This window comes from Pseudomonas sp. SDO5271_S396 (assembly GCF_054071795.1).
On sequence record NZ_JBSVWB010000026.1, the window covers coordinates 42,494 to 67,943 of the forward strand.

The 25,450-nt window shown below is 61.6% G+C and carries 19 protein-coding genes; 4 read left to right on the forward strand and 15 right to left on the reverse strand.

Translation table 11 applies throughout. The annotated features are described in order from the left end of the window. The first annotated feature begins 2 nt into the window (after positions 1-2). Both ACW9IN_RS18030 and ACW9IN_RS18035 read left to right on the forward strand, forming a co-directional pair. A complete protein-coding gene (locus tag ACW9IN_RS18030; RefSeq protein ID WP_457367156.1) occupies positions 3-1,949 on the forward strand; it encodes a TolC family protein in 1,947 nt (648 codons plus the stop codon). Continuing rightward, the gene (locus ACW9IN_RS18035) at positions 1,946-3,205 is read left to right on the forward strand and encodes a hypothetical protein (protein ID WP_457367157.1); all 1,260 of its coding nucleotides are present in this window, start codon (positions 1,946-1,948) and stop codon (positions 3,203-3,205) included. Before ACW9IN_RS18030 ends, ACW9IN_RS18035 begins: the two co-directional genes overlap by 4 nt. Before the next feature lie 4 nt (positions 3,206-3,209). Here ACW9IN_RS18035 and ACW9IN_RS18040 read toward each other — a convergent pair whose 3' ends face one another. Beyond that, a complete protein-coding gene (locus ACW9IN_RS18040; RefSeq protein WP_457367158.1) occupies positions 3,210-6,830 on the reverse strand; it encodes a transporter substrate-binding domain-containing protein in 3,621 nt (1,206 codons plus the stop codon). A gap of 397 nt (positions 6,831-7,227) precedes the next feature. Between ACW9IN_RS18040 and ACW9IN_RS18045 the strand changes: the two genes are divergently transcribed. Then, complete coding sequence (locus ACW9IN_RS18045; RefSeq protein WP_457367159.1) at positions 7,228-7,917, forward strand: response regulator; 690 nt, start codon at positions 7,228-7,230, stop codon at positions 7,915-7,917. Between the two features lie 4 nt (positions 7,918-7,921). Here ACW9IN_RS18045 and ACW9IN_RS18050 read toward each other — a convergent pair whose 3' ends face one another. Beyond that, on the reverse strand, positions 7,922-8,296 hold the full coding sequence (locus ACW9IN_RS18050; RefSeq protein WP_457367160.1) for a cell wall hydrolase: 375 nt from the start codon (positions 8,294-8,296) through the stop codon (positions 7,922-7,924). A gap of 129 nt (positions 8,297-8,425) precedes the next feature. Further along, positions 8,426-9,055 (reverse strand): response regulator, encoded by a 630-nt coding sequence (locus tag ACW9IN_RS18055; RefSeq protein WP_457367161.1) that lies wholly within the window; start codon positions 9,053-9,055, stop codon positions 8,426-8,428. A gap of 375 nt (positions 9,056-9,430) precedes the next feature. Here ACW9IN_RS18055 and nadA point away from each other — a divergent pair, with 375 nt between their 5' ends. Beyond that, on the forward strand, positions 9,431-10,489 hold the full coding sequence (gene nadA / locus ACW9IN_RS18060) for a quinolinate synthase NadA (RefSeq protein ID WP_457367162.1): 1,059 nt from the start codon (positions 9,431-9,433) through the stop codon (positions 10,487-10,489). Positions 10,490-10,607: 118 nt separating this feature from the next. Here the strand turns inward: nadA and ACW9IN_RS18065 are convergent, their stop codons facing one another. From ACW9IN_RS18065 to arcD, 12 genes are all read right to left on the reverse strand, one after another. After that, a complete protein-coding gene (locus tag ACW9IN_RS18065) occupies positions 10,608-11,096 on the reverse strand; it encodes an RDD family protein (protein WP_457367163.1) in 489 nt (162 codons plus the stop codon). A 95-nt stretch (positions 11,097-11,191) separates the two neighbouring features. Next, the gene (locus ACW9IN_RS18070; protein ID WP_457367164.1) at positions 11,192-11,404 is read right to left on the reverse strand and encodes a cold-shock protein; all 213 of its coding nucleotides are present in this window, start codon (positions 11,402-11,404) and stop codon (positions 11,192-11,194) included. 395 nt (positions 11,405-11,799) lie between these two features. After that, positions 11,800-12,924 (reverse strand): glycine cleavage system aminomethyltransferase GcvT, encoded by a 1,125-nt coding sequence (gcvT, locus tag ACW9IN_RS18075; RefSeq protein WP_457367165.1) that lies wholly within the window; start codon positions 12,922-12,924, stop codon positions 11,800-11,802. A gap of 38 nt (positions 12,925-12,962) precedes the next feature. Beyond that, a complete protein-coding gene (locus ACW9IN_RS18080) occupies positions 12,963-14,339 on the reverse strand; it encodes an L-serine ammonia-lyase (RefSeq protein WP_457367166.1) in 1,377 nt (458 codons plus the stop codon). A gap of 128 nt (positions 14,340-14,467) precedes the next feature. Then, positions 14,468-17,305, reverse strand: coding sequence for an aminomethyl-transferring glycine dehydrogenase (gcvP, locus tag ACW9IN_RS18085; RefSeq protein WP_457367167.1), 2,838 nt, complete (start codon positions 17,303-17,305; stop codon positions 14,468-14,470). Between the two features lie 10 nt (positions 17,306-17,315). Then, on the reverse strand, positions 17,316-17,699 hold the full coding sequence (gcvH, locus tag ACW9IN_RS18090; RefSeq protein WP_457367168.1) for a glycine cleavage system protein GcvH: 384 nt from the start codon (positions 17,697-17,699) through the stop codon (positions 17,316-17,318). Between the two features lie 423 nt (positions 17,700-18,122). Next, complete coding sequence (locus tag ACW9IN_RS18095) at positions 18,123-19,631, reverse strand: sigma-54-dependent transcriptional regulator (RefSeq protein ID WP_457367169.1); 1,509 nt, start codon at positions 19,629-19,631, stop codon at positions 18,123-18,125. A 184-nt stretch (positions 19,632-19,815) separates the two neighbouring features. Then, complete coding sequence (locus ACW9IN_RS18100) at positions 19,816-20,178, reverse strand: DUF5064 family protein (protein ID WP_457367170.1); 363 nt, start codon at positions 20,176-20,178, stop codon at positions 19,816-19,818. Positions 20,179-20,196: 18 nt separating this feature from the next. After that, a complete protein-coding gene (gene arcC / locus ACW9IN_RS18105; protein ID WP_457367171.1) occupies positions 20,197-21,126 on the reverse strand; it encodes a carbamate kinase in 930 nt (309 codons plus the stop codon). Between the two features lie 199 nt (positions 21,127-21,325). Continuing rightward, entirely contained in the window at positions 21,326-22,336 is a 1,011-nt protein-coding gene (locus tag ACW9IN_RS18110; protein ID WP_457367172.1) for an ornithine carbamoyltransferase, read from the reverse strand. 69 nt (positions 22,337-22,405) lie between these two features. Then, positions 22,406-23,662: an arginine deiminase gene (gene arcA, locus ACW9IN_RS18115; RefSeq protein WP_457367173.1), complete on the reverse strand. Its 1,257-nt coding sequence runs from the start codon at positions 23,660-23,662 to the stop codon at positions 22,406-22,408. 24 nt (positions 23,663-23,686) lie between these two features. Beyond that, positions 23,687-25,114 (reverse strand): arginine-ornithine antiporter, encoded by a 1,428-nt coding sequence (arcD, locus tag ACW9IN_RS18120; protein WP_457367174.1) that lies wholly within the window; start codon positions 25,112-25,114, stop codon positions 23,687-23,689. Between the last annotated feature and the right edge of the window lie 336 nt (positions 25,115-25,450).

A 25,450-nucleotide genomic window follows, 5' to 3' on the forward strand; every position in this document is an offset into this window, starting at 1 on the left:
TCATGACTTACACACATGACCGACGGCCCACGCCGTCGGCACAGGGCACGGCTGCGCCGGCGTTTCGCCTGAGCCTGCTGGCCACGCTGGTTTGCGGCCTGTCGATGGGGCTGTCCGGCGCCTCGGTTCAGGCCGATGAGTTTCTCGCGTTTTTAGCGGCTTCACCGGCCAAGGCCGCACCGGCTCCGGCGCGTGCAGCGCCGGCGGTCGCCGCGCCGCGTCGCACCGAAGTGGTGATGTTCAAGCCCGCTCCGGCTGCGGTCTATACGCCTCCGGCGGCGCCTGTGGTGCGTACGGTGCCTGTCGTTGCCGAGCCGCGTCGCGTTGAGGTGGTGGCGTTCAAGCCTGAGCCGACGCCGCCGGTGGTACGTGCGGTGCAACCGGTTGTCGAACCGCGTCGCGTTGAGGTGGTGGCGTTCAAGCCTGAGCCGACGCCGCCGGTAGTGCGTGCGGTGCAACCGGTCGTCGAACCGCGTCGTGCTGAAGTAGTGACGTTCAAGCCCGCAGTGGCAACGGTTTCTCCGCCACCGGCGCGTGCCGCGTCGTCACGCAGCGAGAACCTGTCGTTCTCCAGGGTGGACGCCGACAGCGTGGCCAAGCCGGTGCCGCGTGCGCCGTCGACGGTCAACGTGGCGCCTTCGCGCAGCGGCGAACTGCCGGGTGTATCGGCGTTGGCCACGCTGGGCGTGTCCGAGTCGGTGGCCATGCGGCAGGTGACTGCGGTGGGGCCGTCCGAGCGTGAGCTGCGTGAGATCCTGCAACGGGCCGTGCAAGCCGCCGCCGAGCGCAGCCCCAAGGTGCAGGCCGCCGTGGCGGAGCAATCCGCCGCCGATGCCGACATCGATGAAGCCAAGGGACAACGCTGGCCCCAGGTCGACCTGAGCACCACCGCCGGTTCGAAGAAGTTCGGCGGCTCGTCGGATGACCAAAGCTCCGGCGGTACCGGGATCAACCTGAGCATCGTCACGCCGGTGTATGACTGGGGACGCATCCGCAGCACCATCGAGAGCCGTCGGCACCTGTCGGCGGCAGCGGCATCGGCCATCGAGGCCGAGCTGGAAAACTCGGCGTTCGATGTGACCAACCGGATCGTCGAACTGGGCAAGCAGCGTTTGATCGTCGACCTCAGCCAGCAGTACGTGGACCGCATGAACGAACTGGTCAAGATGCTGGCCGGTATCGTTGCGGTGGACAAGGGCCGCGCCAGCGAGCTGACCCAGGCCAAGTCGCGCATGTTACAGGCCCAGGCCGCACGTGACGCGGCGGACACCAAGGCCAAGGATGCCGAGATCAGCCTGCGCAAACTGGTGGGTGATCGCCCGATTGCGATCCCGCGCACGCCGCAATGGAACATCCGCCTGGCCAACCTCGATGCGTTGCTGGGCAAGGTCGACAACCACCCGTCGCTGAACCAGGCGCGGGAGCAGACCGAGTCCGCCGAGTTGCAAGCCAAGGTGGTGCGCGCATCGTCCTTGCCGCAACTGAACTGGGTGATCAACAAATCCACCGCCGAGGACTCTCTGGGCCGCGAGCAGCCATGGGAAACCCACTTGGCGCTGTCCTGGGGCGCTTTCCGGGGCGGCTCCACCCGTGCTTCGGAACGCGCAGCGTTGCAGCGCGCCGAAGCCGGTCGGCAAACCGCCGAGCAACAGCGGCTGGACCTGGAATACGGCATCCGCACCGCGAACCATGAGGCCAGGACGTTCCTGGAGCGGGCCGAGTTGTACCGCAGCCTGACGAACGAGTCCGACGGTATTCGCGTGGCGTTTTATGAGCAGTGGTACCACTTGGGTAAACGCACCTTGCTGGACGTGTTGTCGGCCGAGTCCGATCACTACGGCAACCGTGTCAGCGAGATCAGCAACCGCTTCGACGGTTACCAGGCGATTCTGCGTCAGTACGCTGGTGCCGGTGCGCTGGGCGCCTGGCTGCGGGGGGAAGCACGATGAAAATGCACAAAAAACCTGCGGCCAACCCGGCCCGGCAGTTTCAACAGTGTGCCCAGGCATTCCAGGCGGCCATGGCGCGCAGTGACTTCGCTGCCGCGCTGGGGGCCGCCGAGGGCGCGTTGAAGATCGTGCCGCAGCACATGGGCGTGCTGTCGGATTATGCGTTGTGCCTGATGCGGCTCAATCAGTTCAGCCGGGCGCATGCCGTGTACCTGCAGATCTTCAACGCGCCCCCGGCGTTGCAGGCCCAGGCCAGTTCGACCTGGCTTGACGGTCTCACTGAAGTCTGCGGCCACCTGGGCCTGCGCGACGACGTCCGCCGTTACGGCCAGCGTTCGTTGACCCTGGCCGACGCGCGTCACGGCAAGGGCGTCGACCTCGGCCCGCGCGCGGCGGCGCCTGCGGCCTTCAGGCCCGACGCGCCCGAGCGCAATATCATTGCCTACACCTTGTTCGGCGACAGCCCGCGCTATTGCGAATCGGCCATCGCCAACGTGCACGCGGCGCGGGAGTTGTTCCCGGCGTGGCGTTGCCGCGTCTACCTGGATGACAGCGTGCCGACGCTGATCCGCCAACGTCTGCTGGACGCCGGCGCCCAGGTGATCGACATGAGCGGTGCGGCCCGCGATGGCGTGCACCCGTTGATGTGGCGCTTTCTGGTGGTGGATGACCCGGAGGTGGATCGTTACCTGATTCGCGATGCCGATTCGCTGTTATCCGAACGCGAGCAAGTCGCGGTCGAGCAGTGGCTGGCGAGCCCGTGCTGGTTTCACCATATTCGCGATTACTTCAGCCATACCGAGCTGATTCTGGCGGGGCTGTGGGGCGGTTGCCGGGGCGGGTTGCCGCGGTTGAAACCGTTGATGCAAGCCTGGCTGGCGCGGCAGGCGGATGTGACGCGCTTCGCCGATCAGATCTTCTTGCGCGAGCAGGTCTGGCCGATGCTGCGCCAGAGCGTGCTGAACCATGATGAGTGGTTCGACTTTCAGGGCGCCCGGCCATTTCCGAGGCATGGGCCGATCCGCTGGCAGACCGAGCGTTTTCATGTGGGCAGCAATGCAAGCTTTCAGGCGATTCGGGGTTCGAGCCCCAAAGCCTGCGGTGAGCGCCAGGGCTGGCGCGTGTTGGATCAGGCCGGCCAGGAGGTCTGCCGTTACCACTCGACAGTGAAACACCGGCACTGGTCGGCGGACCTGCCGTTTTTCATCGCGGCGCCTATCCGCGCCGGGCAGTGGCGGGTCGAGCTGACGGACTGACGCGTCAGGCGATCTCGGCCAGCAACTGCTGTTCCAGGCTGTGCATGATGGCGATGACCCGTTCCACCTGCGCGTGGTAAGCCCCGGGCGGGTCTTGTTCGAGCAAGGCTTCGAGCTGGGTGCAGGCTTCGACCAGTTGCTGGGCGCCGGCCATGAAGGCGCCGCCTTTGACTTTATGGGTCAGGGTGCCGAGTTTTCTCACATCGTCCGTACCCAGCAACGCCTCGAAGCTGGCGCGGTCTTCACGGCTGGCGCTGATGAACTTTTCGACCAGGGGCTTGTAGGCCTCGGGTGCCAGTACCTTGAGTTTTTGCAGCTCGCCGCCGCTGGCCCGGGCGGCACCGACACGCCGGGCCGCCTCGGCCGATACCGTGCCGATGTGCTGGGCCAGGGCCTCGATGCCGGTGGGTTTGAACAGGCACTGAGTCATGCCCGCGTCCAGGCATTCCTGCACGATTTGCGATTGGGCGTGGGCGGTCAGGCCGAAGATCGGGTGCGGGCTCAGCGCCCGTTCCTGCTCCAGGCTGCGCATCTGACGGGTCAGTTCAAAGCCGTCCATCAACGGCATATTGCAGTCGGTGATGGTCAGGTCGAAGGGCGGATCGGCCTGTTTCCACTCGGCCAGGGCGGTTTCGCCATCGTCGCAGGGCACTACGCGGTGCCCCAGGTATTCGAGTTGCTGGCACAGCAGCAGGCGATTGGGCGCGTGGTCTTCGACCACCAGGATATTCAGGCGGTGGTTCATCGGGCCGGGGGCCTGATCCGGCAGGACGCCCGCACTGAGCCGGGTGCGTTCGGCGGCGAATTCCAGCTGGAAGCAGGAGCCTTTGCCCAGGGTGCTGGTCACGCTCAAGCGGGCGTTGAGCAGTGCCGCCAGGCGTGTGCAGATGCTCAGGCCCAGGCCGGTGCTGCGCACGCCGCTGGTGTTGGGCGATACCTGCACGAAGGGTTCGAAGATGGCTTTTTTCGCCGTGTCACTCAGGCCCACGCCGGTGTCTCGCACTTCGATCAGGTAGCGGCAAAAGCCGGAGACCGCGTCATCCGGCAATTGCTTGAGGGACAGCGTCACCGAACCCTGTTCGGTGAACTTGATCGCGTTGCTGATCAGGTTGGCGATGATCTGGTTGAGCATCAGCGAGTCGATGACCACCACCGGGTCATGGACGTCCACGCGCAGCTCGAAGGCCAGCTGTTTGTGCTGGGCATTGACTTCGAACAGGGTGTGCACCGACTCCAGCAGTTCGACCAACTGTGTGGGGCGGTGCAGGGGTTGCATGGCCCCGGCTTCGATTTTCGACAGGTCGAGGATGTCGCCGATCAACGACAGCAATGACTGCGCGGACAGGTGCGCCACCCGCAGGTTTTCGTCCAGTTGCTCCGGGGTGCCACCGCGGACACGGAGCATTTCGATCAGCCCGATCAAGGCGCTGATAGGCGTGCGGATTTCATGGCTCATGCTCGCCAGGAAGGTCGACTTGGATTCATTGGCGTCATCGGCGGCTTCCTTGGCCAGCAGCAGTTGTTCCATCAATTGCTCGCGCTCGCTGATGTCCAGCCAGCCGCCGATCACCCCGGAGAACTCGCCGGCGGCGTTCTGGAAGGGCAGGGTCCAGTGGTAGATCTGACGCTGCTGGCCGTCGATGTCGATGTCCAGGTCGGCGAAGGTCGGTTCCGGGTTCTGCTCGCTGTGGGCGTAGATCTGCTGATACTGCTCGCTCAGCGTCGGCGAGATGACCCCGGTTTCACTCAGGGTCTTGCCGATGACCTCGTCCTGGGTCGTGTGCAGAAACTCCAGATAGGCGCGGTTGCAATGGGCCAGGCGGCCGGACTTGTCGCGCACGTACAGCGCGATGGGTGAGCCGTCGATCAGGGTTTTGCTGAACGCCAGTTGGTCACTCAGGGCCCGTTCGGCACTGCGCCGTTTCTTGATCTGGATTTGCAGGTAGTAATTCCACACCAGAAACGCCAGCACAAAGGCCAGGGCGCCGCCGATGATGGGGTATAGGTCGTCCTTGTAGGCGTTCCAGGAACTGGACACCGCCGGGGCGGCGTGGTTGCGCCAACGGTCGCTCAGGGTCTTGAGTTCTTCCGGCGGAATGCCCAGCAGCACTTTGTTGATGATGCTTTTCAGCGCCTGGTCGTCGTCACCCACGGCCATGGCGATGCGGGCCGGGTACTCGCCGATTACCGCACTGATCTGCAAGGCGTCCTGGAAATGCTGCTTGATGAAGTAATCGGCGCCGATCTGGATATTCATGGCGGCTTCCACTTCGCCCTTGGAGAGCATTTCGATGCCGCGCACGGCATTGGGCACCGGCACCTGGATGATCTGCGGGTAGTGTTGCGTGAGCCAGGCAGCCAGCGGGTTGCCGGCGGGCAGGCTCAGGCGTTTGCCGTTTAGGGCGTCGAGGCTGTCGAACGTTGCCCCGGTGCGGCGGGTGACCAGTACGAACGGGTTGATCAGGTAGGGCCGGGTGAATTGCTCGGGCTTGAGCCGTGCCTCGCCGATACTGAGGGCGGCGATCAGGTCGGCCTGATTGTCCTGGAGCTGTTTGAGCATCGCAGTAATGCTGTTGCTGCGCACGATCTCGATTTTCAGGCCGGTGCGCTGGCCGACGATTTTCAGCAGGTCGGCGCTGAGGCCCTGGAAGCCGTCATGGTCATCGAAAAACGTCAAGGGCGCATAGGCTCCGGCTACCAGAACCTTGATCTCTTTGTGGTTGGCCAGCCAGGCCGTCTCGGCGGCATCCAGGTCCAGGGGCGGTTGGTCGACCACAAAGTTGTTGCTCAAGCCCCAGCGCGTGGTGATGCGCATCATGTCCAGCGGCGGGATGGCATCGAGCGTGGTGTTGATGGCTGTGAGCAATTGCGGCTGGCGGTCGCTGACCGCGAAATTGATATCCGCCGAGACGCGGGGCAGGGCGCTGCCGGCGATGTAGATGTCATTGTTGTACAGCAGCCGAATCATGAATTCGGCGGTGATGGCGTCCATCCACATGGCGTCGGCCTGGTTGTACACCAGGGAGGTCAGGCCGATCAGGTGGTTGGAGTACTGGATCAGGCGAGCCTTGGGGTACTGCTGTTGCAGGGCAGCGCCGACGCTGTCGTCACCGACGTAGGCCAGGCGCTGGCCGTCCAGGTCGGTGGTCGCCGGCAGGATTTCGCCGATGCGCCGGGCGATGACCTTGCGGTTGAGCAGATAGGGTCGGGACTGGGTGATCGGCCCGTCCTGGCCTTCGGTGATGTCGTGCAGCGCCAATAGGTCAACGTCGCCTCGGGCCAGGGCTTCCCGGGCCTCCTTGCGGTTGGGATAGCGCCAGAACTTCAAGTGCAGCCCGGTGGCGGCTTGAACGGTTCCCAGGTAATCCGCCGCGACGCCTTCGAACTGGTTTTGCTCGAACCCCATGTGCAACGGCGGCAGCGCGCCGCTCCAGATCGCCACGTTGACCTCTGGGTGAGTGGCCAGCCACGCCCGGGTCTGGGCATCGAATTTGACCGGCGGCGCGGTGATGGGTGCATTGACCAGCAGTTGCACCGGCTCGCGTGTCTGGGCCAGGGCACCGATGGCCGTCAGTATGATCAGGGTGCCCGATAACCAGGCGAACAAGCGTTGGGAACTCTTCAAGGTGTCAGGTCCGATCAGGAAGCATTGACGGTTCAGCCCGGTTGGAGGTGCGCTTTAAAAAACGTCAGATTTTGTAGTCCATGTCATATCAGTTTGTAAGATTTGTTACTAGTCAACATAGCTCCGCGTCCGCCAGTGTGCTTGTGTAACGGTGCCGAAAGATTTTTCCCCCGCCGTCGCGGCGTGCCGCTGATCAGTTAGCCAGGTCAAGCGATATTTTTTAAAAAAATCATTAAAAACAAATAGTTATGTTGTTATTGTCGAGGGCCGAAACGCTCGCTTCGCAAACGTGATTCCCTGGTTTTTTTTATCCCGAACTTAGGATAGTGTGTTCACAATCAGCGAATATCCTGTAAGGCGATTCGTTCAACCTTGTATGCATCAAGAGGGCTTTACGATGAGATGGTCGGTCGTTTCACCGCTCAAGGTGGCCCTTTTGGATGATCATGCGTTGATCCGCGACGCGCTGACCATCCGGCTGTCAGCCGAGTCCGACATCAAAGTCGTCGGTGTCTACGCCCAAGGTAATCAACTGTTGCAGGCCCTGCGCGAAGAGCCCATCGACCTGCTGATCCTCGACTACCAATTGAGCGACGGTGAACTCGACGGCTTGCGGCTGATCCAGTTATTGCGCGGTCATTACCCTGAATTGCGCATCCTGGTGCTTTCTTCCATGGAGCGGCCCGCGACGGTCAACATGGCCATTCGCGCGGGCGCCAACGGCTTCTTCGGCAAGTCCCAGGACCCTGAGCACCTTGTGCGGGCGATTCGCACCGTTGCGCTGGACCGTTTGTACCTTTCGCCGGCAATGGCCTCGGAGCTGGATTCCACTCCCGAGACGCCCACTGCGGCGAGTGAGGACGGTGAGCCCGGTACCGGGCAACTGGTCAACTATCCTGCGTTGTCGCCCAAGGAACGCGAAGTGCTGCGTTGCTGCCTGGAGGGCATGTCCGTCTCGCAGATTGCGGTGAAGTTCCTGCGCAGTCGCAAGACCATCAGCGGTCAGAAACAGGCCGCCCTGCGCAAGCTGAATGTGCGTACCGACACCGAGTTGTTCAAACTGCACCTGCACCTCAAGGACATTTGAGCGCTCAATTCTGGGTGTAGAAAATATGCCGGCCAATGCGCATTTTTCGCTCAAAGGTTCGGCTCCAGTACGGACGAATGCCATGGGCATGAAAATGTGTGGCGCCGTCGGTAATGTCCCGGTGCTCGCCGTTGAGCACTTCTTTCGCGATTTTCTTGGCCTGGCGCCACGCCCCGTCTTCTTTTTGATGCAGTGGGGTGCGGATGTTCGTCCAGGAAAACTGCCGTTCCCTGTAGACCTCCGTGCAGACGTTTTCCGGCTGCCATCCGGCGCGGTTCATCGTGACCATGGCCACGGCGATCTGGCCGCTTTCCGACTCTCCACGCGACTCATGGTAAATATTCAGCGCCAGGCACAAGAGTGTGTTGACCGTGCTCATTGAATGTCCTCTATTGCAATCTGACCTCCGTTAACGTGATGTAAGAAACGGGCGCGTAAGTGCGCACCTCTTCAGTGACAGGTGGCGGCGTTGCAGGTGTAAGTTGAAAAATGTCAGGAGCCTTAGTGCTCAGGACAATCCGTTGCGTCGGGCGATTTCATACAGTTCAACGGACGTGTTGGCGTTTAACTTGAATAACAACCGCGCTTTGTAGGTGCTGATCGTTTTATTGCTTAAACACAAGGTCTGGGCAATGGACTTTTGAGTCTGCCCCCAAGACAGTCTCTGTAAGACGCAGAGTTCCCGCAGGGACAGCGCACTCAACAGTTTTTCGTCCCGCTGGGTATCGAATTCCTGGTGGGCGGGGGCGGGCCTCCGACTGGGAAAGTAGGTGTATCCCGTGGCGATCGTGCGAATAGAGTCGATCAACCTGGACGGATCTTCATGCTTGTAGACCAGGCCGTGCGCGCCTTCCGCCATGCAGCGATCGGTAATCGCGTTCGACACCTGGCCGGTAAAGACCAGGATTTTGGTGGGCAACTCCCGCAACTTCAATTGCCTGATCAAGTGCAAACCGTCCAGCTCGGGCTGGGCGACGTCCAGTAATAAAAAACCCGGGCGAAGTGTGCTGCACAAGTTCAATACGGCTTCGGCAGTATCGGCTTCACCAACGATTTTATATCCACCTTCGTTCAGCACCGTGCGCAGACTCAGACGGACGACCGGATGATGATCGGCGATGATGGTTTTAATATTCACGGTATGACTCGGGTATGAATTGAGTGAGGCAATTCTTACCGTTACTTAGGCGCTTGGCAATTTGTCGGGACGTTTTTGAGACAAGTCTTAAGTTCTGTTTTTTTGTTTGAGCTGATCGTGGCGTTGTATAAATCCGGCTTTAATTAGCCGATTAGGAACGCAAGTGACTACTTGGTTGAGCAGGTACGCGTCTGGCGCCGACATGCGGAATGCATCTTTAGGCTTTTGAATCCACTCGATATTCTGTAGCCTTGCGCAGCTTCACCCTGACCCGTGCTTGATGAACACAATCACTTCGTCCGGCGGCGCCCGAAGGGCTCCAGAGCCGGTGGTACACTCGACTTTCGCGCAACTGCGCCTGCAGGTCTTGCGAACATGACGCACATTTCCGAACGCCTTCTGGTTCAAGCCCACCTCGACGCCAAGCAGCCCAAGGCCCTCAGCGCCGACGAAGAGGCGAGCCTGCGCGCCGCCATCGCCGCTGAGTTGAAAGCTCAGGACGCGGTACTGGTGGCCCACTTCTATTGCGACCCGGTGATTCAGGCCCTGGCCGAAGAAACCGGGGGCTGTGTCTCCGACTCCCTGGAAATGGCGCGCTTCGGTGCCGCCCACCCGGCCAAGACCGTGCTGGTCGCGGGGGTACGTTTCATGGGCGAGACCGCGAAGATCCTGACCCCCGAAAAACGCATCCTGATGCCGACCCTGGAAGCCACCTGCTCCCTGGACCTCGGCTGTCCGGTGGATGAGTTTTCCGCCTTTTGCGACCAGCACCCCGAGCGCACCGTGGTGGTGTACGCCAACACCTCGGCGGCGGTCAAAGCCCGGGCTGACTGGGTGGTGACCTCCAGCTGTGCGCTGGAAATCGTCGAAAGCCTGATGGACAACGGCGAGACGATCATCTGGGGGCCGGACAAGCACCTGGGCACTTACATCCAGCGCCAGACCGGCGCCGACATGTTGCTGTGGGACGGTGCCTGCATCGTCCACGAGGAGTTCAAATCCAAGCAGCTTGAAGACATGAAGGCGCTGTACCCGGACGCGGCAATCCTGGTGCACCCGGAGTCACCGACGTCGGTGATCGAACTGGCGGACGCGGTGGGTTCTACCAGCCAACTGATCGCGGCGGCACAGCGCCTGCCGAACAAGACCTTTATCGTGGCCACCGACCGCGGCATCTTCTACAAGATGCAGCAGTTGTGCCCGGATAAAGTCTTTGTCGAAGCGCCCACCGCCGGCAACGGCGCCGCGTGCCGCAGTTGCGCGCACTGCCCGTGGATGGCGATGAACACGCTGGAGCGCACGTTGCAGTGCCTGCGCGAAGGCAGCAACGAGATTTTCGTGGAACCCTCGGTGATTCCGCACGCGGTGCGCCCGCTCAAGCGCATGCTGGATTTCACCCAGGCGGCACGCCTCAAGCTGGCGGGTAACGCCTAACCTCGTTGTGTGGGAGCTGGCTTGCCTGCGATGGCGGTCTATCAGTCAATATTGCAGTGACTGGACTGACGCTATCGCAGGCAAGCCAGCTCCCACCTTTGATTTGCGTCGTCTGGAATTACTTCTTTTGCTTCGGGATCCGCACCAGTTGGCTGTCCGAATAGATGTCATGCCAGCTGCGCTTGCGCTTGTCGAACAGCGACCAGACAAACCCCAGCCCCACGCATAACCACGACGCAATCGCCACCACGAAGCGCAACAGCGCTTGCCACAGGCTGATGCGTGAGCCGTCGGCGTTCTGTACGCGTACGCCCCACACCTGCATGCCCAGGGTCTGTCCGGAATGGGTCCAGAACTTGGCGAAGAACCCAAACAGTACGAACAACAGGATCGTCGACAGCAGCGGGTCGCCGTCCAGCGCGCCGGACTCGGTGAGCGTGCGCATCTTCGCCTCACCGATAAACGCCATCCACACCAGCTTGTAGAGGAAGGCGGTGACGATCAGCAGGGCGGTGCACAGCAGGAAGTCATAGAACATGGCTGCCAGACGACGGCCCAGGCCTGCGGCGGGGAATTCGCCCTGGGGGCTCAGCAGGGGTTTCGACATGACAGGGCTCTCATGGGAAAAAAGCCATTTTACGAGCAAACGCGCATAAAAAAGCCCCTGATGTCACCATCAGGGGCTTTTTGTCGCAGCAGGGATCAGCCTTCTGCTTGTACTTCGTCAGCCTGCATGCCTTTCTGGCCTTGCACGGCGAGGAAGGTGACTTTCTGGCCTTCTTTCAGGCTCTTGAAACCGTTGCCCTGGATAGCGCGGAAATGCACGAACAGATCCGGACCGCTTTCTGGAGTGATAAAACCAAACCCTTTCTCGTCGTTAAACCACTTGACGGTACCGCTCTGACGTTCAGCCATTTTCTTATTTCCTTTGACGCTAAAAATTAATGACAGCCCCTTTCACCTGAAAGAGTACTGGGCTGGGTTGCAGGAAAGTAAGAGACGTCGAACGGGTTGTAGCGCAACTACTTCAGCTACTGCCCAGGTCCAGGTTCCAAGCGACCCATGCAAACACAGTGGGCAGACTCTACGCCAACTAATGCAGAAAAAACAAGCCCCGGGCAACCGCGCGATTTTGCTCGGCTTTATGACACTTCGGTCAACAAACGTGGATCCCGTTTATGCGATAGCGTTATTCACTTGTTATAGCGAAGTTCCCATTACATTGACTATCGTCAATGCACTGTTTTATGGCGGTTGCGTTACAGATTAGTGCACGTTAACGCAACCGTGTTACTTATAGGAACAGTAAATCAGCCGCGGTAGTAACGCTGCGGTACAAATGGCATTTTGCTTACACGTAATGGCACCTTTTTCCCACGTACCAATGCAGATACTTCGGTATCCAGTGCGATAAACGCGCTGTCCAGGTAACCCATGGCAAGCGGGCCGCCCAGGCTCGGGCCGAAACCGCCGCTGCATACGCTGCCGATCACGGTGCCGTGTTCGTCGACAATCTCCGCACCCTCACGCACCGGCGTGCGTTCTTGTGGCAGCAGGCCGACACGCTTGCGGCTCACACCGGTTTGCTGCTGGGTGAAGATCCGGTCCGCGCCCGGGAAACCCCCGGCCCGTGCGCCATCGGCGCGGCGTGCCTTGGAGATCGCCCACAGCAGGCTGGCCTCGATCGGTGTGGTGTCGGTGTTCATGTCGTGGCCGTACAGGCACAGGCCGGCTTCCAGGCGCAGCGAGTCGCGGGCGCCCAGGCCGATGGCCTGCACTTCGGTTTCGGCCAGCAGGCTGCGGGCCAGGCTCTCGGCGCTGGCGGCGGGTACCGAGATTTCGAAGCCGTCTTCGCCGGTGTAACCCGAACGGCTGACATAGCAGTCCACGCCCAGCAGGCGCAGGGCGGCGAACTGCATGAAGGTCATTTTGGTGACTTCCGGTGCCAGGCGTGCCAGCACTTTTACCGCCGCCGGGCCTTGCAGGGCCAGCAGGGCGCGTTCTTCGAACAGCGGCTCGATGGTGCACTGGTCACCAATGTGTTGGCGCAGGTGGGCCAGGTCCTGCTCCTTGCAGGCGGCGTTGACCACCAGGAACAGTTCGTCGTTGCCCAGGTTGGCCACCATCAGGTCATCGAGGATGCCGCCTTGATCGTTGGTGAACATGGCGTAGCGCTGCATGCCCACCGGCAGGTCGATGATGTCTACCGGCACCAGGGTTTCCAGGGCCTTGGCGGCGTTGGCGCCGGTGAGGCGGATCTGGCCCATGTGGGACACGTCGAACAACCCGGCCTGTTCACGGGTGTGCTGGTGTTCCTTCATCACACCCAGCGGGTATTGCACCGGCATGTCGTAGCCGGCGAAGGGCACCATGCGCGCGCCCAGTTCGATATGCAGCGCATGCAATGGGGTTTTCAACAGGGTTTCGGTGGACATATTCAGCTCCTGAAAAACGTGCTGGCGCGTCTTTGGCGTCAGCACTCGATAATGTTGACCGCCAAACCGCCACGGGCGGTTTCCTTGTATTTGCTTTTCATGTCGGCGCCGGTCTGGCGCATGGTGCGGATCACCTTGTCGAGGGACACGAAGTGCTGGCCATCGCCGCGCAAGGCCATCCGCACGGCGTTGATGGCCTTGACCGAGCCCATCGCGTTGCGCTCGATGCACGGCACCTGCACCAGGCCGCCAATCGGGTCGCAGGTCAGACCCAGGTTGTGTTCCATGCCGATTTCGGCAGCGTTTTCCACCTGGGATACCGTGCCGCCCAGCACTTCACACAAGGCACCGGCAGCCATGGAACAGGCCACGCCCACTTCACCCTGGCAGCCGACTTCGGCACCGGAGATCGAGGCGTTTTCCTTGTACAGAATGCCGATGGCGGCAGCGGTGAGCAGAAAGCGCACCACGCCGTCTTCGTTCGCGCCGGGGATAAACCGCATGTAGTAATGCAGCACCGCTGGCACGATCCCGGCCGCACCGTTGGTGGGCGCCGTGACCACGCGGCCGCCGTTGGCGTTTTCTTCGTTGACCGCCAGCGCGTAAAGGTTGACCCAGTCCAGTACTGACAACGGGTCGCGCAGGGACGACTCCGGGTTCTTGCACAACTGCCGGTGCAAGGCTGCGGCACGCCGCTTGACCTTCAGCCCTCCGGCCAGAATGCCTTCGTTGCGACAGCCCGCGTCCACGCAGTCCTGCATCACCTGCCAGATCTTCAGCAGGCCGGCACGGGTTTCCGCTTCGGGGCGCCAGGCACTTTCATTGGTCAGCATCACCTGGCTGATGGACAGCCCGTAGGTGGTGCAGTGGGCCAACAGGTCCTTGGCGCTTTTGAACGGAAAGGTCAGGGGCGTGGCGTCTTCGACAATGCGGTCGGCACCGGCTGCGTCTTCATCCACCACAAAACCGCCACCCACCGAGTAGTACTCGCGACTGCGGATCTGGATATGGGCGGCGTCGAACGCACGAAAAATCATGCCGTTGGGATGGTAGGCGAGGGGTTTGCGAATCATCGCCAGGTGTTCTTTCTCGTTGAACGCAATGCTGTGTTCACCGAGCAGATTCAGGCGGCCGTCCTTGCGCATCTGCGCCAGGCGCGTGGCCACGGTTTCGGTATTCACGGTGTCCGGGTGTTCGCCTTCCAGACCCAGCAGCACGGCCTTGTCACTGCCGTGGCCTTTGCCGGTGGCGCCCAGTGATCCATAGAGTTCCACCTTGACGCAGGCGGTGGCACTCAACAGGTTGTCGCGTTTGAGCCCTTCGACGAATCGAGCGGCGGCGCGCATCGGGCCAACGGTATGGGAACTGGAGGGGCCGATACCAATCTTGAACAGGTCGAACACGCTGAGGGACATGGTTGTTCTCCGGTTTCTTATTATTTTCTGGGGGGCTCGGTCCAACTGTGGAGGCGGTCCATGTGGGAGCAGGCAAGCCAGCTCCCACAAAAGCCAGCTCCCACATTGGACCGTGTTCCGTCAGTCGGTTACGCGTAGCTCTCGATCGACGGGCAAGCGCACACGAGGTTGCGATCACCAAACACATTGTCCACACGACCCACCGGCGGCCAGTACTTGCCTTCTATCAGCGAGGCAACCGGGTACACCGCTTGCTCACGGCTGTACGGATGGCTCCATTCGCCGACCAGTTCCGCCGCAGTGTGCGGCGCGTTTTTCAACGGGTTGTCGTCTTTGTCCAGGGTGCCGTTTTCCACCGCGCGGATTTCCTCGCGGATGGCGATCATGGCGTCGCAGAAGCGGTCCAGCTCTTCCTTGGACTCGCTTTCGGTCGGCTCGATCATCAAGGTGCCGGCCACCGGGAACGACATGGTCGGCGCATGGAAGCCGAAGTCGATCAGGCGCTTGGCCACGTCATCCACGCTGATGCCGCTGCTGTCCTTCAGCGGGCGCAGATCCAGGATGCACTCATGCGCCACCAGGCCGTTGCTGCCGGTGTAGAGCACCGGGTAGTGCTCTTCGAGGCGACGGGAAATGTAGTTGGCATTCAGGATCGCCAGTTGCGAAGCGCGCTTGAGGCCAGCGCCGCCCATCATGCTGATGTACATCCAGGTGATCGGCAGGATGCTCGCGCTGCCGAATGGCGCCGCGCACACCGCGCCTTCCTTGCGTTCCATGGCCGCATGGCCCGGCAGGAACGGCGTGAGGTGCGACTTGACGCCAATCGGGCCGACGCCCGGGCCACCACCGCCGTGGGGAATGCAGAAGGTCTTGTGCAGGTTCAGGTGAGATACGTCGCCGCCGAACTTGCCCGGGGCGCACAGGCCGACCATGGCATTCATGTTCGCGCCGTCGATGTACACCTGGCCGCCGTTGTCGTGAATGATGCCGCAGATCTCGCGGATACCTTCTTCGAACACGCCGTGGGTGGACGGGTAGGTGATCATCAATGCGGCGAGGTGTTCGCGGTGCTCGATGGCCTTGGCGCGCAGGTCTTCGATATCGACGTTGCCACGGGCGTCACAGGCGGTGACGACGACGCGCATGCCGGCCATGTTGGCAGTGGCCGGGTTGGTACCGTGGGCCGACGACGGGATCAGGCAGATATCGCGACGCTCTTCGCCACGGCTCTGGTGATAGGCGCGAATGGCCAGCAGGCCCGCGTATTCACCCTGGGAACCGGCGTTCGGTTGCAGGGAAATCGCGTCGTAACCGGTGGCCGTGCAGAGCATGGCTTCCAGGTCGGAGGTCAGCTCCAGGTAGCCCGCGCTTTGCTCGGCCGGGGCGAACGGGTGCAGGGCACCGAACTCGGCCCAGGTCACCGGGATCATTTCGCTGGCGGCGTTGAGCTTCATGGTGCACGAGCCCAGCGGGATCATGGTGCGGTCCAGCGCCAGGTCCTTGTCGGCCAGTTTGCGCAGGTAGCGCATCAGCTCGGTTTCGGAGTGGTAACGGTTGAACACCGGGTGGCTGAGGATCGGCGACTGGCGCAGCAGCGCGGCGGGCAGTGTGCTTTCCGTTTGGGCGAAAGCTGGCAGGGGCTTGCCGTCGGCGAAGATCGCCCACAGCGCTTCGATGTCGGCCTGGGTAGTGGTTTCGTCGACCGACACACCAACACGCTCGCTATCCACCACACGCAGGTTGATGCGCTGGGCACGGGCCTTGTCGTGCAGGGCGGCGGTGTTGGCGCCGGTGTTGAGGGTAAGGGTGTCGAAGAAGTGTTCCTGCTCGACCTTCAAGCCCAGGGCGGTCAGGCCCTTGGCCAGGATCGCGGTCAGCTGATGCACACGCTGGGCGATCTGGGTCAGGCCTTTGGGGCCGTGATACACCGCGTACATGCTGGCGATGTTGGCCAGCAGCACCTGGGCGGTGCAGATGTTCGACGTGGCTTTCTCGCGGCGGATATGTTGCTCGCGGGTTTGCATGGCCAGTCGCAGGGCCGGCTTGCCGAAACGGTCCACGGACACACCGACCAGACGGCCCGGCATGTCGCGCTTGAACGCATCCTTGGTGGAGAAGTACGCCGCGTGCGGGCCACCGAAGCCCAGCGGCACGCCGAAGCGCTGCGCGCTGCCGATGGCCACGTCGGCGCCGAACTCGCCCGGAGGGGTCAGCAGGGTCAGGGCCAGCAGGTCGGCGGCCACGGCCACCAGGGCGTTGGCGGCGTGGAAACGCTCGGTCAGCTCGCGGTAGTCGAACACATCACCGTTGCTCGCCGGGTATTGCAGCAGGGCGCCGAAGAACGGGCTGACGTCGGTCAGTTCGCGCTCATCGCCGACCACCACGTCGATGCCCAGCGGCTCGGCACGGGTGCGCAGCACGTCGAGGGTTTGCGGGTGGCTGTGGATCGAGGCAAAGAAAGCGTTGCTGCCTTTGTTCTTGCTCAGGCGCTTGCAGAAGGTCATGGCTTCGGCGGCGGCGGTGGCTTCGTCGAGCAAGGAGGCGTTGGCGATCGGCAGGCCGGTGAGGTCGCTGATCAGGGTCTGGAAGTTCAGCAGCGCTTCGAGACGGCCCTGGGAAATCTCGGGCTGGTAGGGGGTGTAGGCGGTGTACCAGGCCGGGTTTTCCAGCAGGTTGCGCAGGATCGGCGACGGTGTGTGGCAGTTGTAGTAACCCTGGCCGATGTAGGTCTTGAACAGCTGGTTCTTGCCGGCGATGGCCTTGATCTTGGCCAGGGCCGCCGCTTCGCTCAGGCCGTCTTCCAGACCGAGGACGCTGGTGCCCTTGATGCTTTCCGGGATCACGCTGGCGCTCAGTGCTTCCAGGGAGTCGAAGCCCAGGCTGGCGAGCATCTGCTGCTCATCTTCCTGGCGTGGGCCGATGTGGCGGGCGATGAATTCGTTGGCGGTGGTGATGTTGACGGTCATTGCGCGCTCCTCAGGCTTCAGCGTTGGCTTTGATCAGGCGGTCGTACGCGTCCTGATCCAACAGTTTAGCCACCGCCCCGGCATCGGCCGGTTTGAAGCGGAAGAACCAGCCTTCGCCCAGCGGATCTTCGTTGACCAGTTCCGGGCTGTCTTCCAGCGCCGGGTTCACTGCCACCACTTCACCGGTGAGGGGCATGTAAACGCCGCTTGCGGCCTTGACCGACTCGACCGTGGCCGCTTCCGCGCCCTTGTCGTAGGCCTGCAGCTCTGGCAGTTGCACGAAAACCACATCACCCAGCGCGTTTTGCGCAAACGCGGTGATACCCACGGTGACGCTGCCGTCAGCTTCGGCGCGCAGCCATTCGTGATCTTCAGTAAAACGCAACTCGCTCATGGAAACTCCTCGGGGCCAGATTCGTCTGGTGGACGGGATTGGAATAATGGGGAGTTGCTTAGCAAAATCGCGGCCAATGTTTTTAAATCTTTATAAAACAATGACTTATTAAAAATTGGTCAAGCATTGTTCGGCCTGGCTGTAGCGATTTCGCTACAGCTACGCGCAAGAAAAAAAGCCTATGTGGATCAAAGCCTTGCATGGCGCGCAAAAAACAGGGTTGTAGCGATATCGTTACGCTGTAGCGCTTTCGGTACAGCCGATGTCGTTCCTGGACCAAAAAATTGGATTGTGGTCACTGTGGGAGCTGGCTTGCCTGCGATAGCGGTGGATCAGCCAGCCCATGTGTCACTGACAGACCGCTATCGCAGCGATGCGGCGACCCGACAAGCCAGCTCCCACATTTGCACTGCGTTTTACCCGTCAGGGCTTGTTGGGAATGCCGTACTTGCGCAGGCGATGGGCAATCGCCGTGTGGGAGGTCTGCAGGCGGCTGGCCAGTTGGCGGGTCGAGGGGTAGCGGGTGTAGAGCGATTCCAGCAGGTTGCGCTCGAAGTCTTCCACGGCCTGTTCCAGGCTGTCGACTTCGCCGTCGTTCTGGCGGGCTACCGAAGTGCCGGCTATGTCGAGGTCGCCGATGTCCACCAGGCTGCTTTCGCAGATGGCCGCGGCGCGAAAGATCACGTTCTGCAACTGGCGTACGTTGCCCGGCCAGCGGTTGTCCAGCAGCGCCGGGTAGGTGCCGGGCGCCAGGCGACAGACCGGGCGCTGGATCTGCGCACAGGCTTGCTGCATGAAATAGCGGGCGAGCAACAGGATGTCCTGGCCGCGCTCGCGCAGTGGCGGCACCTCGACGTTGAGCACATTGAGGCGGTAGAACAGGTCTTCGCGGAAGGTGCCTTCGCTGACCATTTTTTCCAGGTCGCGGTGGGTGGCGCTGAGGATGCGCACATTGACCTTCACTTCGCGGTCGCCGCCCACACGGCGGAAGCTGCCGTCATTGAGAAAGCGCAGCAGTTTGGCCTGCAAATAGGGTGACATCTCACCGATCTCATCGAGGAACACCGTGCCCTGGTTGGCCAGTTCCATCAGCCCCGGCTTGCCGCCGCGCTGGGCGCCGGTGAAGGCGCCAGGGGCATAGCCGAACAACTCGCTTTCGGCGAGGTTCTCCGGCAGCGCCGCGCAGTTCAGCGCCAGGAACGGCGCACTGTGGCGCGCGCTGATGGCGTGACAGGCGCGGGCCACCAATTCCTTGCCGGTGCCGGTTTCGCCCTGGATCAACAACGGCGCATCCAGCGCCGCAACGCGCTGCGCCCGGGCCTTGAGGGTGCGGATGACCGGCGACTCGCCGAGCAGCGCATCGAACCCTTCGGCATGGTCATGGTGCAGCGCCGAGAGTTGTTCGCCGATGCGGTTGGGCTGGTACAGCGTGAGCAGGGCGCCGGCGTCGGTGATCGGCGTGGCGTCCAGCAGCAGGGTCTGGCCGTTGACGCTGATCTCGCGCAGGGGCAGGCGAAAGCCATGTTCGAGCAGGGTGTCCAGCAGTGCCGGGTCGTTGAACAGTTCGCTGATACTTTCCCCAGCAGGCTCGCGCCCGTACAACGCAATCAGCGCCGGGTTGGCCAACAGGATCTTGCCCGCGCTGTCCAGGGCCAGCACCGGGTCGGTCATGGCCGCCAGCAGGGCGTCGAGTTGCAAGTGGCGGCGCTGGCCGGGGAGGATGTCCACCACGGTCACGGCCTGCACCCCGTGCACGCTGAACAGTGCATCGCGCAGTTCTTCCAGCACGGCGGCACTCAACGTCGGTGCATCGATATAGACGTTGGGCGGCACCATCTCCACCGCATCCAGGTTGAGATTGCGCCCGCCGAGCAGGGCCAGGACTTCCTGGGTGATGCCGACGCGGTCGATGAAGCTGACGTGGATACGCATGGGGTGGCGTTTGGTTCTGTGGTGCGAGAGGTGGCAAGTATGCCTTGCTGACGATGGAGATCAAAATGTGGGAGCTGGCTTGTCTGCGATAGCGGTGCAACAGTGACATTGATGTCGCCTGACACTCCGCTATCGCAGGCAAGCCAGCTCCCACATTTGATCCATTTTGCCTGTGAGAAAAAGGCTACTCCAGGTGCTCAGGCTTGACCGGGTCGCCGGATTTCACATCCAGCTGATGCCGCACATCCTCGAACATCAGGTCATATTGCTTGTGCATCGCTCCGCTCAGTACGGCGGTCTTGGGCATGCCGTATTTCTGCGCGATGTTCATCGCATGCCGCGCAAAGTCGAACGCCTGGTCCTTGGGCAGGAAGAATTCTTCCTTGAGGTCCTTGTCCTGCACCGAACCGTGCAGTTTGAACAGCATGCCCTTGCCTTCCTTGGGGTCCTGGCTGACTTCGTAGTCGATGCACAGGTTGTAGCTGAAGTCCTGGGCATTGAGCGCGTGACGCTCGATGTGCAAGTGACCGGGTTCAAACGTGGCCATAGGCGTTTCTCCTCTGCTTCACAGGTAGGTGATGCCAGGTTTTGCCGTGCTGATGCGGGTACCGGCGCTGCCCTGGACGATGGCTTCGATGTCCGAGAGTGAACCGATGACGGCGGTTTTGCCAGTCTGGCGCGCGAACTCGCAGGCAGCTTGTACCTTTGGCCCCATGGAGCCGGCGGCGAAGCCGAGTTTTTCCATTTCATCGGGGTGGGCCTGGCCGATGGCCTTCTGGCCGGGTTTGCCGTAATCGACGAAGGCGGCGTTGACGTCGGTGGCAATCACCAGCAGGTCGGCGTCCAGTTGCGCGGCCAGCAGCGAGGAGCACAGGTCCTTGTCGATCACCGCTTCGATGCCCCTGAGCTTGCCGTCTTCGCCATACATCGTCGGGATGCCGCCGCCGCCGGCGCAGATCACGATGCTGCTTTTTTCCAGCAGCCACTTGATCGGGCGGATTTCAAAGATACGTTTAGGGCGCGGGCTGGCGACCACGCGGCGGTACTTGTCGCCGTCCGGCGCAATGGCCCAGCCTTTTTCGGCGGCGAGTTTTTCCGCTTCTGCCTTGGAATACACCGGGCCGATGGGCTTGGTCGGGTTCTTGAAAGCCGGGTCCTTGGCGTCCACTTCGACCTGGGTGAGCAGGGTGGCGAAGGGCACTTCGAAGTCCAGCAGGTTGCCCAGTTCCTGTTCGATGATGTAACCGATCATGCCCTCGGTCTCGGCGCCCAGCACGTCCAGCGGGTAGGGTGAAACCTGGGTGTAGGCGGCGGCCTGCAACGACAGCAGGCCGACTTGCGGGCCATTGCCGTGGGCGATCACCAGTTCGTTGCCAGGATGGATCTTGGCGATCTGTTCGGTGGCGATCCGGATATTGGCGCGCTGGTTGTCCGCGGTCATGGGCTCACCCCGGCGGAGCAGGGCGTTACCGCCCAGTGCAACGACGATACGCATACAAAATGTCCTTCTGAAAAAATTCTGATGAAGGAACGCAGTCAATGTGGGAGCCGGGCTTTTTGTGGGAGCCGGGCTTGCCCGCGATGGCATCACCGCGGTCTATCTGATCGACCGAGTTGCCTGCATCGCAGGCAAGCCAGCTCCCACAAAAGCCAGATCTCACACAAGCCAGCTCCCACATTGACGGTGCCGTGCCTTAGAGGTCAGCCAGGGTCGACACCAAAATCGCCTTGATGGTGTGCATGCGGTTTTCCGCTTGCTCGAAGGCGATACACGCCGGCGACTCGAACACGTCGTCGGTCACTTCGATGCCATTGGCCAGGTGCGGGTATTGTTCCGCGATCTGTTTGCCCACCTTGGTGTCGCTGTTGTGGAACGCCGGCAGGCAGTGCATGAACTTGGTCCGTGGGTTGCCCGACGCTTTCATCAGTTCGGCATTCACTTGATAGGGCAGCAGTTGCTCGATGCGCTCGGCCCAGGCTTCCACCGGCTCGCCCATGGACACCCACACGTCGGTGTGGATGAAGTCCACGCCTTTGACCGCCGCTTTCGGGTCTTCGGTGAGGGTGATGCGCGCGCCGCTGGCTTGCGCGTATTCCTTGCAACGGCTCACCAGGTCATCGTGGGGCCACAGTACCTTCGGCGCGCAGATGCGCACGTCCATACCCAGCTTGGCGCCGATCAGCAGCAGCGAGTTGCCCATGTTGTTGCGCGCGTCCCCGAGGTAGGCGTAGCTGATTTCATGCAGGGGCTTGTCGGCGTGTTCGCGCATGGTCAGCACGTCGGCGATCATCTGGGTGGGGTGGTATTCATCGGTCAGGCCGTTGAACACCGGCACGCCGGCGAACTTGGCCAGCTCTTCGACGATCTCCTGCTTGAAGCCCCGGTACTCGATGGCGTCGTACATGCGCCCGAGCACGCGGGCGGTGTCCTTCATGCTTTCCTTGTGGCCGATCTGCGAAGAGTTCGGGTCGATGTAAGTGACGTTGGCGCCCTGGTCATAGGCCGCCACTTCGAAGGCGCAGCGGGTGCGGGTCGAGGTTTTTTCGAAGATCAGCGCGATGTTGTTGCCCTTGAGGTGCTGCTGTTCGGTGCCGGTGTACTTGGCGCGCTTGAGATCGCGGGACAGGTCCAGCAGATAGCGCAGCTCGCGTTCGGTATGGTGTTCCAGGCTGAGCAGGTTACGGTTGTGGATGTTGAACGCCATGATGATTCTCCTGAGATTCGGTGATCTGCCTGGCCGGTGTCTTATGGACGCCGGCCAGGGGATGGTCGCTTAGTAGTCGATAGGGTCGCGGATGATCGGGCAGGTCATGCAGTGGCCGCCGCCCCGGCCCCGGCCCAGTTCGCCGGCACTGATGGTGATGACTTCCACACCGGCCTTGCGCAGCAGGGTGTTGGTGTAGGTGTTGCGGTCGTAACCGATCACCACGCCGGGCTCCACGGCCACGACGTTGTTGCCGTCGTCCCATTGTTCGCGTTCGGCGGCGAAGCTGTTGCCGCCGGTTTCCACCACGCGCAGGGCCTTGAGGCCGAGGGCGGCGGCGACGGTGTCGAGGAAGTTGGTTTTCTCGCGCTGGATATCGATGCCGTGGGGCTTGCTCTCGTCAGGGCGCAGGGTGAACGGCACGATCTGGCTGACCACTTCGGGGAAAACGGTGACCAGGTCGCGGTCGCAGAAGCTGAACACGGTGTCCAGGTGCATCGCCGCGCGAGACTTGGGCAGGCCGGCGACGATGACTTTCTCCACGGCCTTGTTCCTGAACAGGTTGCGCGCCAATTGCCCGATGGCCTGGTGGGACGAACGCTCGCCCATGCCGATCAGCACCACGCCGTTGCCGATCGGCATCACGTCGCCGCCTTCCAGGGTGGAGGCGCCGTGTTCCTGGTCGGGGTCGCCGTACCAGATCTGGAAGTCGGCGTTGGTGAACTCGGGGTGGAATTTGTAGATGGCGGTGGCCAGCAGGGTTTCCTGGCGTCGCGCCGGCCAGTACATCGGGTTGAGCGTCACGCCGCCGTAGATCCAGCAGGTGGTGTCGCGGGTGAATTGGGTGTTGGGTAGCGGGGGCAGGATGAAGCTCGAATGGCCGAGGAAATCGCGGAACATCTCGATGGCCTTGCCACCGAAGCTGCTCGGCAGGTCATCGGCTGACACGCCACCGATCAGGTATTCGGCGACCTTGCGCGGTTCCAGGCTGCGCAGCCAGGAGCCGACTTCGCCGACCAGGCCCAGGCCAACGGTATTGGCGGTGATCTTGCGCTCCAGGATCCAGTCCAGTGCCTCGGGGATGGCCACGATGTCGGTGAGCAGGTTGTGCATTTCCAGCACATCAATGTCCCGCTCACGCATTTTGGTCACGAAGTCGAAGTGGTCGCGCTTGGCTTGGGCCACCCACAGCACGTCATCGAACAACAGTTCATCGCAGTTGTTGGGGGTCAGCCGCTGGTGGGCCAAACCGGGGGAACACACCATGACTTTACGCAGTTTGCCGGCTTCGGAATGTACGCCGTACTTCACTTTTTCCGTGGTCATTACAGATCCTCCAGTGAACAAAAGTTACAGAGTCAGGAAGCCGTCGTAGAGGCCATAGGCCGCCACCAGGGCGCCCAGGACGACTGCGGCAAAAATCAGCTTCTCGACATTGGTGAAAATCGGTTTGCCCAGTTCCCGTTTGGCCTTGGCGAACAGGATCACGCCAGGGGCATAGAGCAGGGCGGACAACAGCAGGTATTTCACGCCGCCGGCGTAGAGCAGCCAGATGGCGTAGATCAACGCAATGGCGCCGATGAACAGGTCTTTCTTGCGCTCGGCCAGGGCGGCTTCATAGGTTTCGCCACGCACCGCCAGCAGCAGCGCATAGGCCGCCGACCACAGGTAAGGCACCAGGATCATCGAGGTGGCGAGGTAGATCAGCGACAGGTAAGTGCTGGCGGAAAACAGCGTGATCACCAGGAAAATCTGCACCATGGCGTTGGTCAGCCAGAGGGCATTGGCGGGCACCTGGTTGGCGTTTTCGCGGCGCAGGAACTCCGGCATGGTGTGGTCCTTGGCGGCGGCGAACATGATCTCCGCACACAGCAGCACCCACGACAACAGCGCCCCGAGCAGGGAAATGATCAGGCCGACGCTGATCAGCACCGCGCCCCAGTGGCCCACCACGTGCTCCAGCACGGCGGCCATCGACGGGTTCTGCAATTTGGCCAGTTCCGGTTGGGTCATGATCCCCAGGGACAGCACGTTCACCAGCATCAGGAACAGCAGCACGGTGATGAAGCCAATTACCGTGGCCTTGCCCACGTCGGAGCGTTTTTCTGCGCGGGAGGAAAAGATGCTCGCGCCCTCGATGCCGATGAACACCCACACAGTGACCAGCATCATGTTGCGCACCTGGTTCATCACGCTGCCCAGGTCCGGGTTTTTCACGCCCCAGATGTCTGCGGTGAAAATGTCCAGCTTGAACGCGAACAGCGCGATCAACACGAACAGCAGCAGCGGTACCACCTTGGCGACGGTGGTCACCAGGTTGATGAACGCCGCTTCCTTGATGCCGCGCAGCACCAGAAAGTGCACGGCCCACAGCAGCACCGAGGCGCCGATCACGGCGGCGGGGGTATTGCCTTCGCCAAACACCGGGAAGAAGTAACCGAGGGTGCTGAACAAGAGCACGAAGTAGCCGACGTTGCCGAGCCAGGCACTGATCCAGTAGCCCCAGGCGGATGAGAAACCCATGTAGTCGCCGAAACCGGCCTTGGCGTAGGCGTAGACCCCGCCGTCGAGGTCGGGCTTGCGGTTGGCGAGGGTCTGGAACACGAAAGCCAGGGTCAGCATGCCGATGGCGGTGATGACCCACCCGATCAGCACCGCGCCCACATCGGCACTGGCCGCCATGTTCTGCGGCAGGGAGAAGATGCCGCCGCCAATCATCGAACCCACGACAAGTGCAACCAATGCACCCAGTTTTAGTTTTCCGGGAGTTTCAGACATTGCATGACTCCAATGCAGGAGAAGAGAGACCACAGAATAATTCCGTGCGCTAATCAAACAGCTGACTCAGATCACTTCATTGGCACATTCCATTGTGAATTAATGACTTGGGTTGAGCGTTCGCGGGCGATAAAAGTCCTCGGCAAGGCGCTTTCCAGAGCCTTGTGTCCGTTGTGGTTAATCATTTAGTCAGGGGTATGGACGTTTGAAGCTAGTCCGTTTTTTCGAATGTGCAAACTTTTTGGACGAGGGTTTCGCAGTTGCAGTATTTAAATTCTAAATAGGCCTTAAGCCTATTAAGGGTCATGCCAATAGGCTATTAGCGCGTCGGCTTAA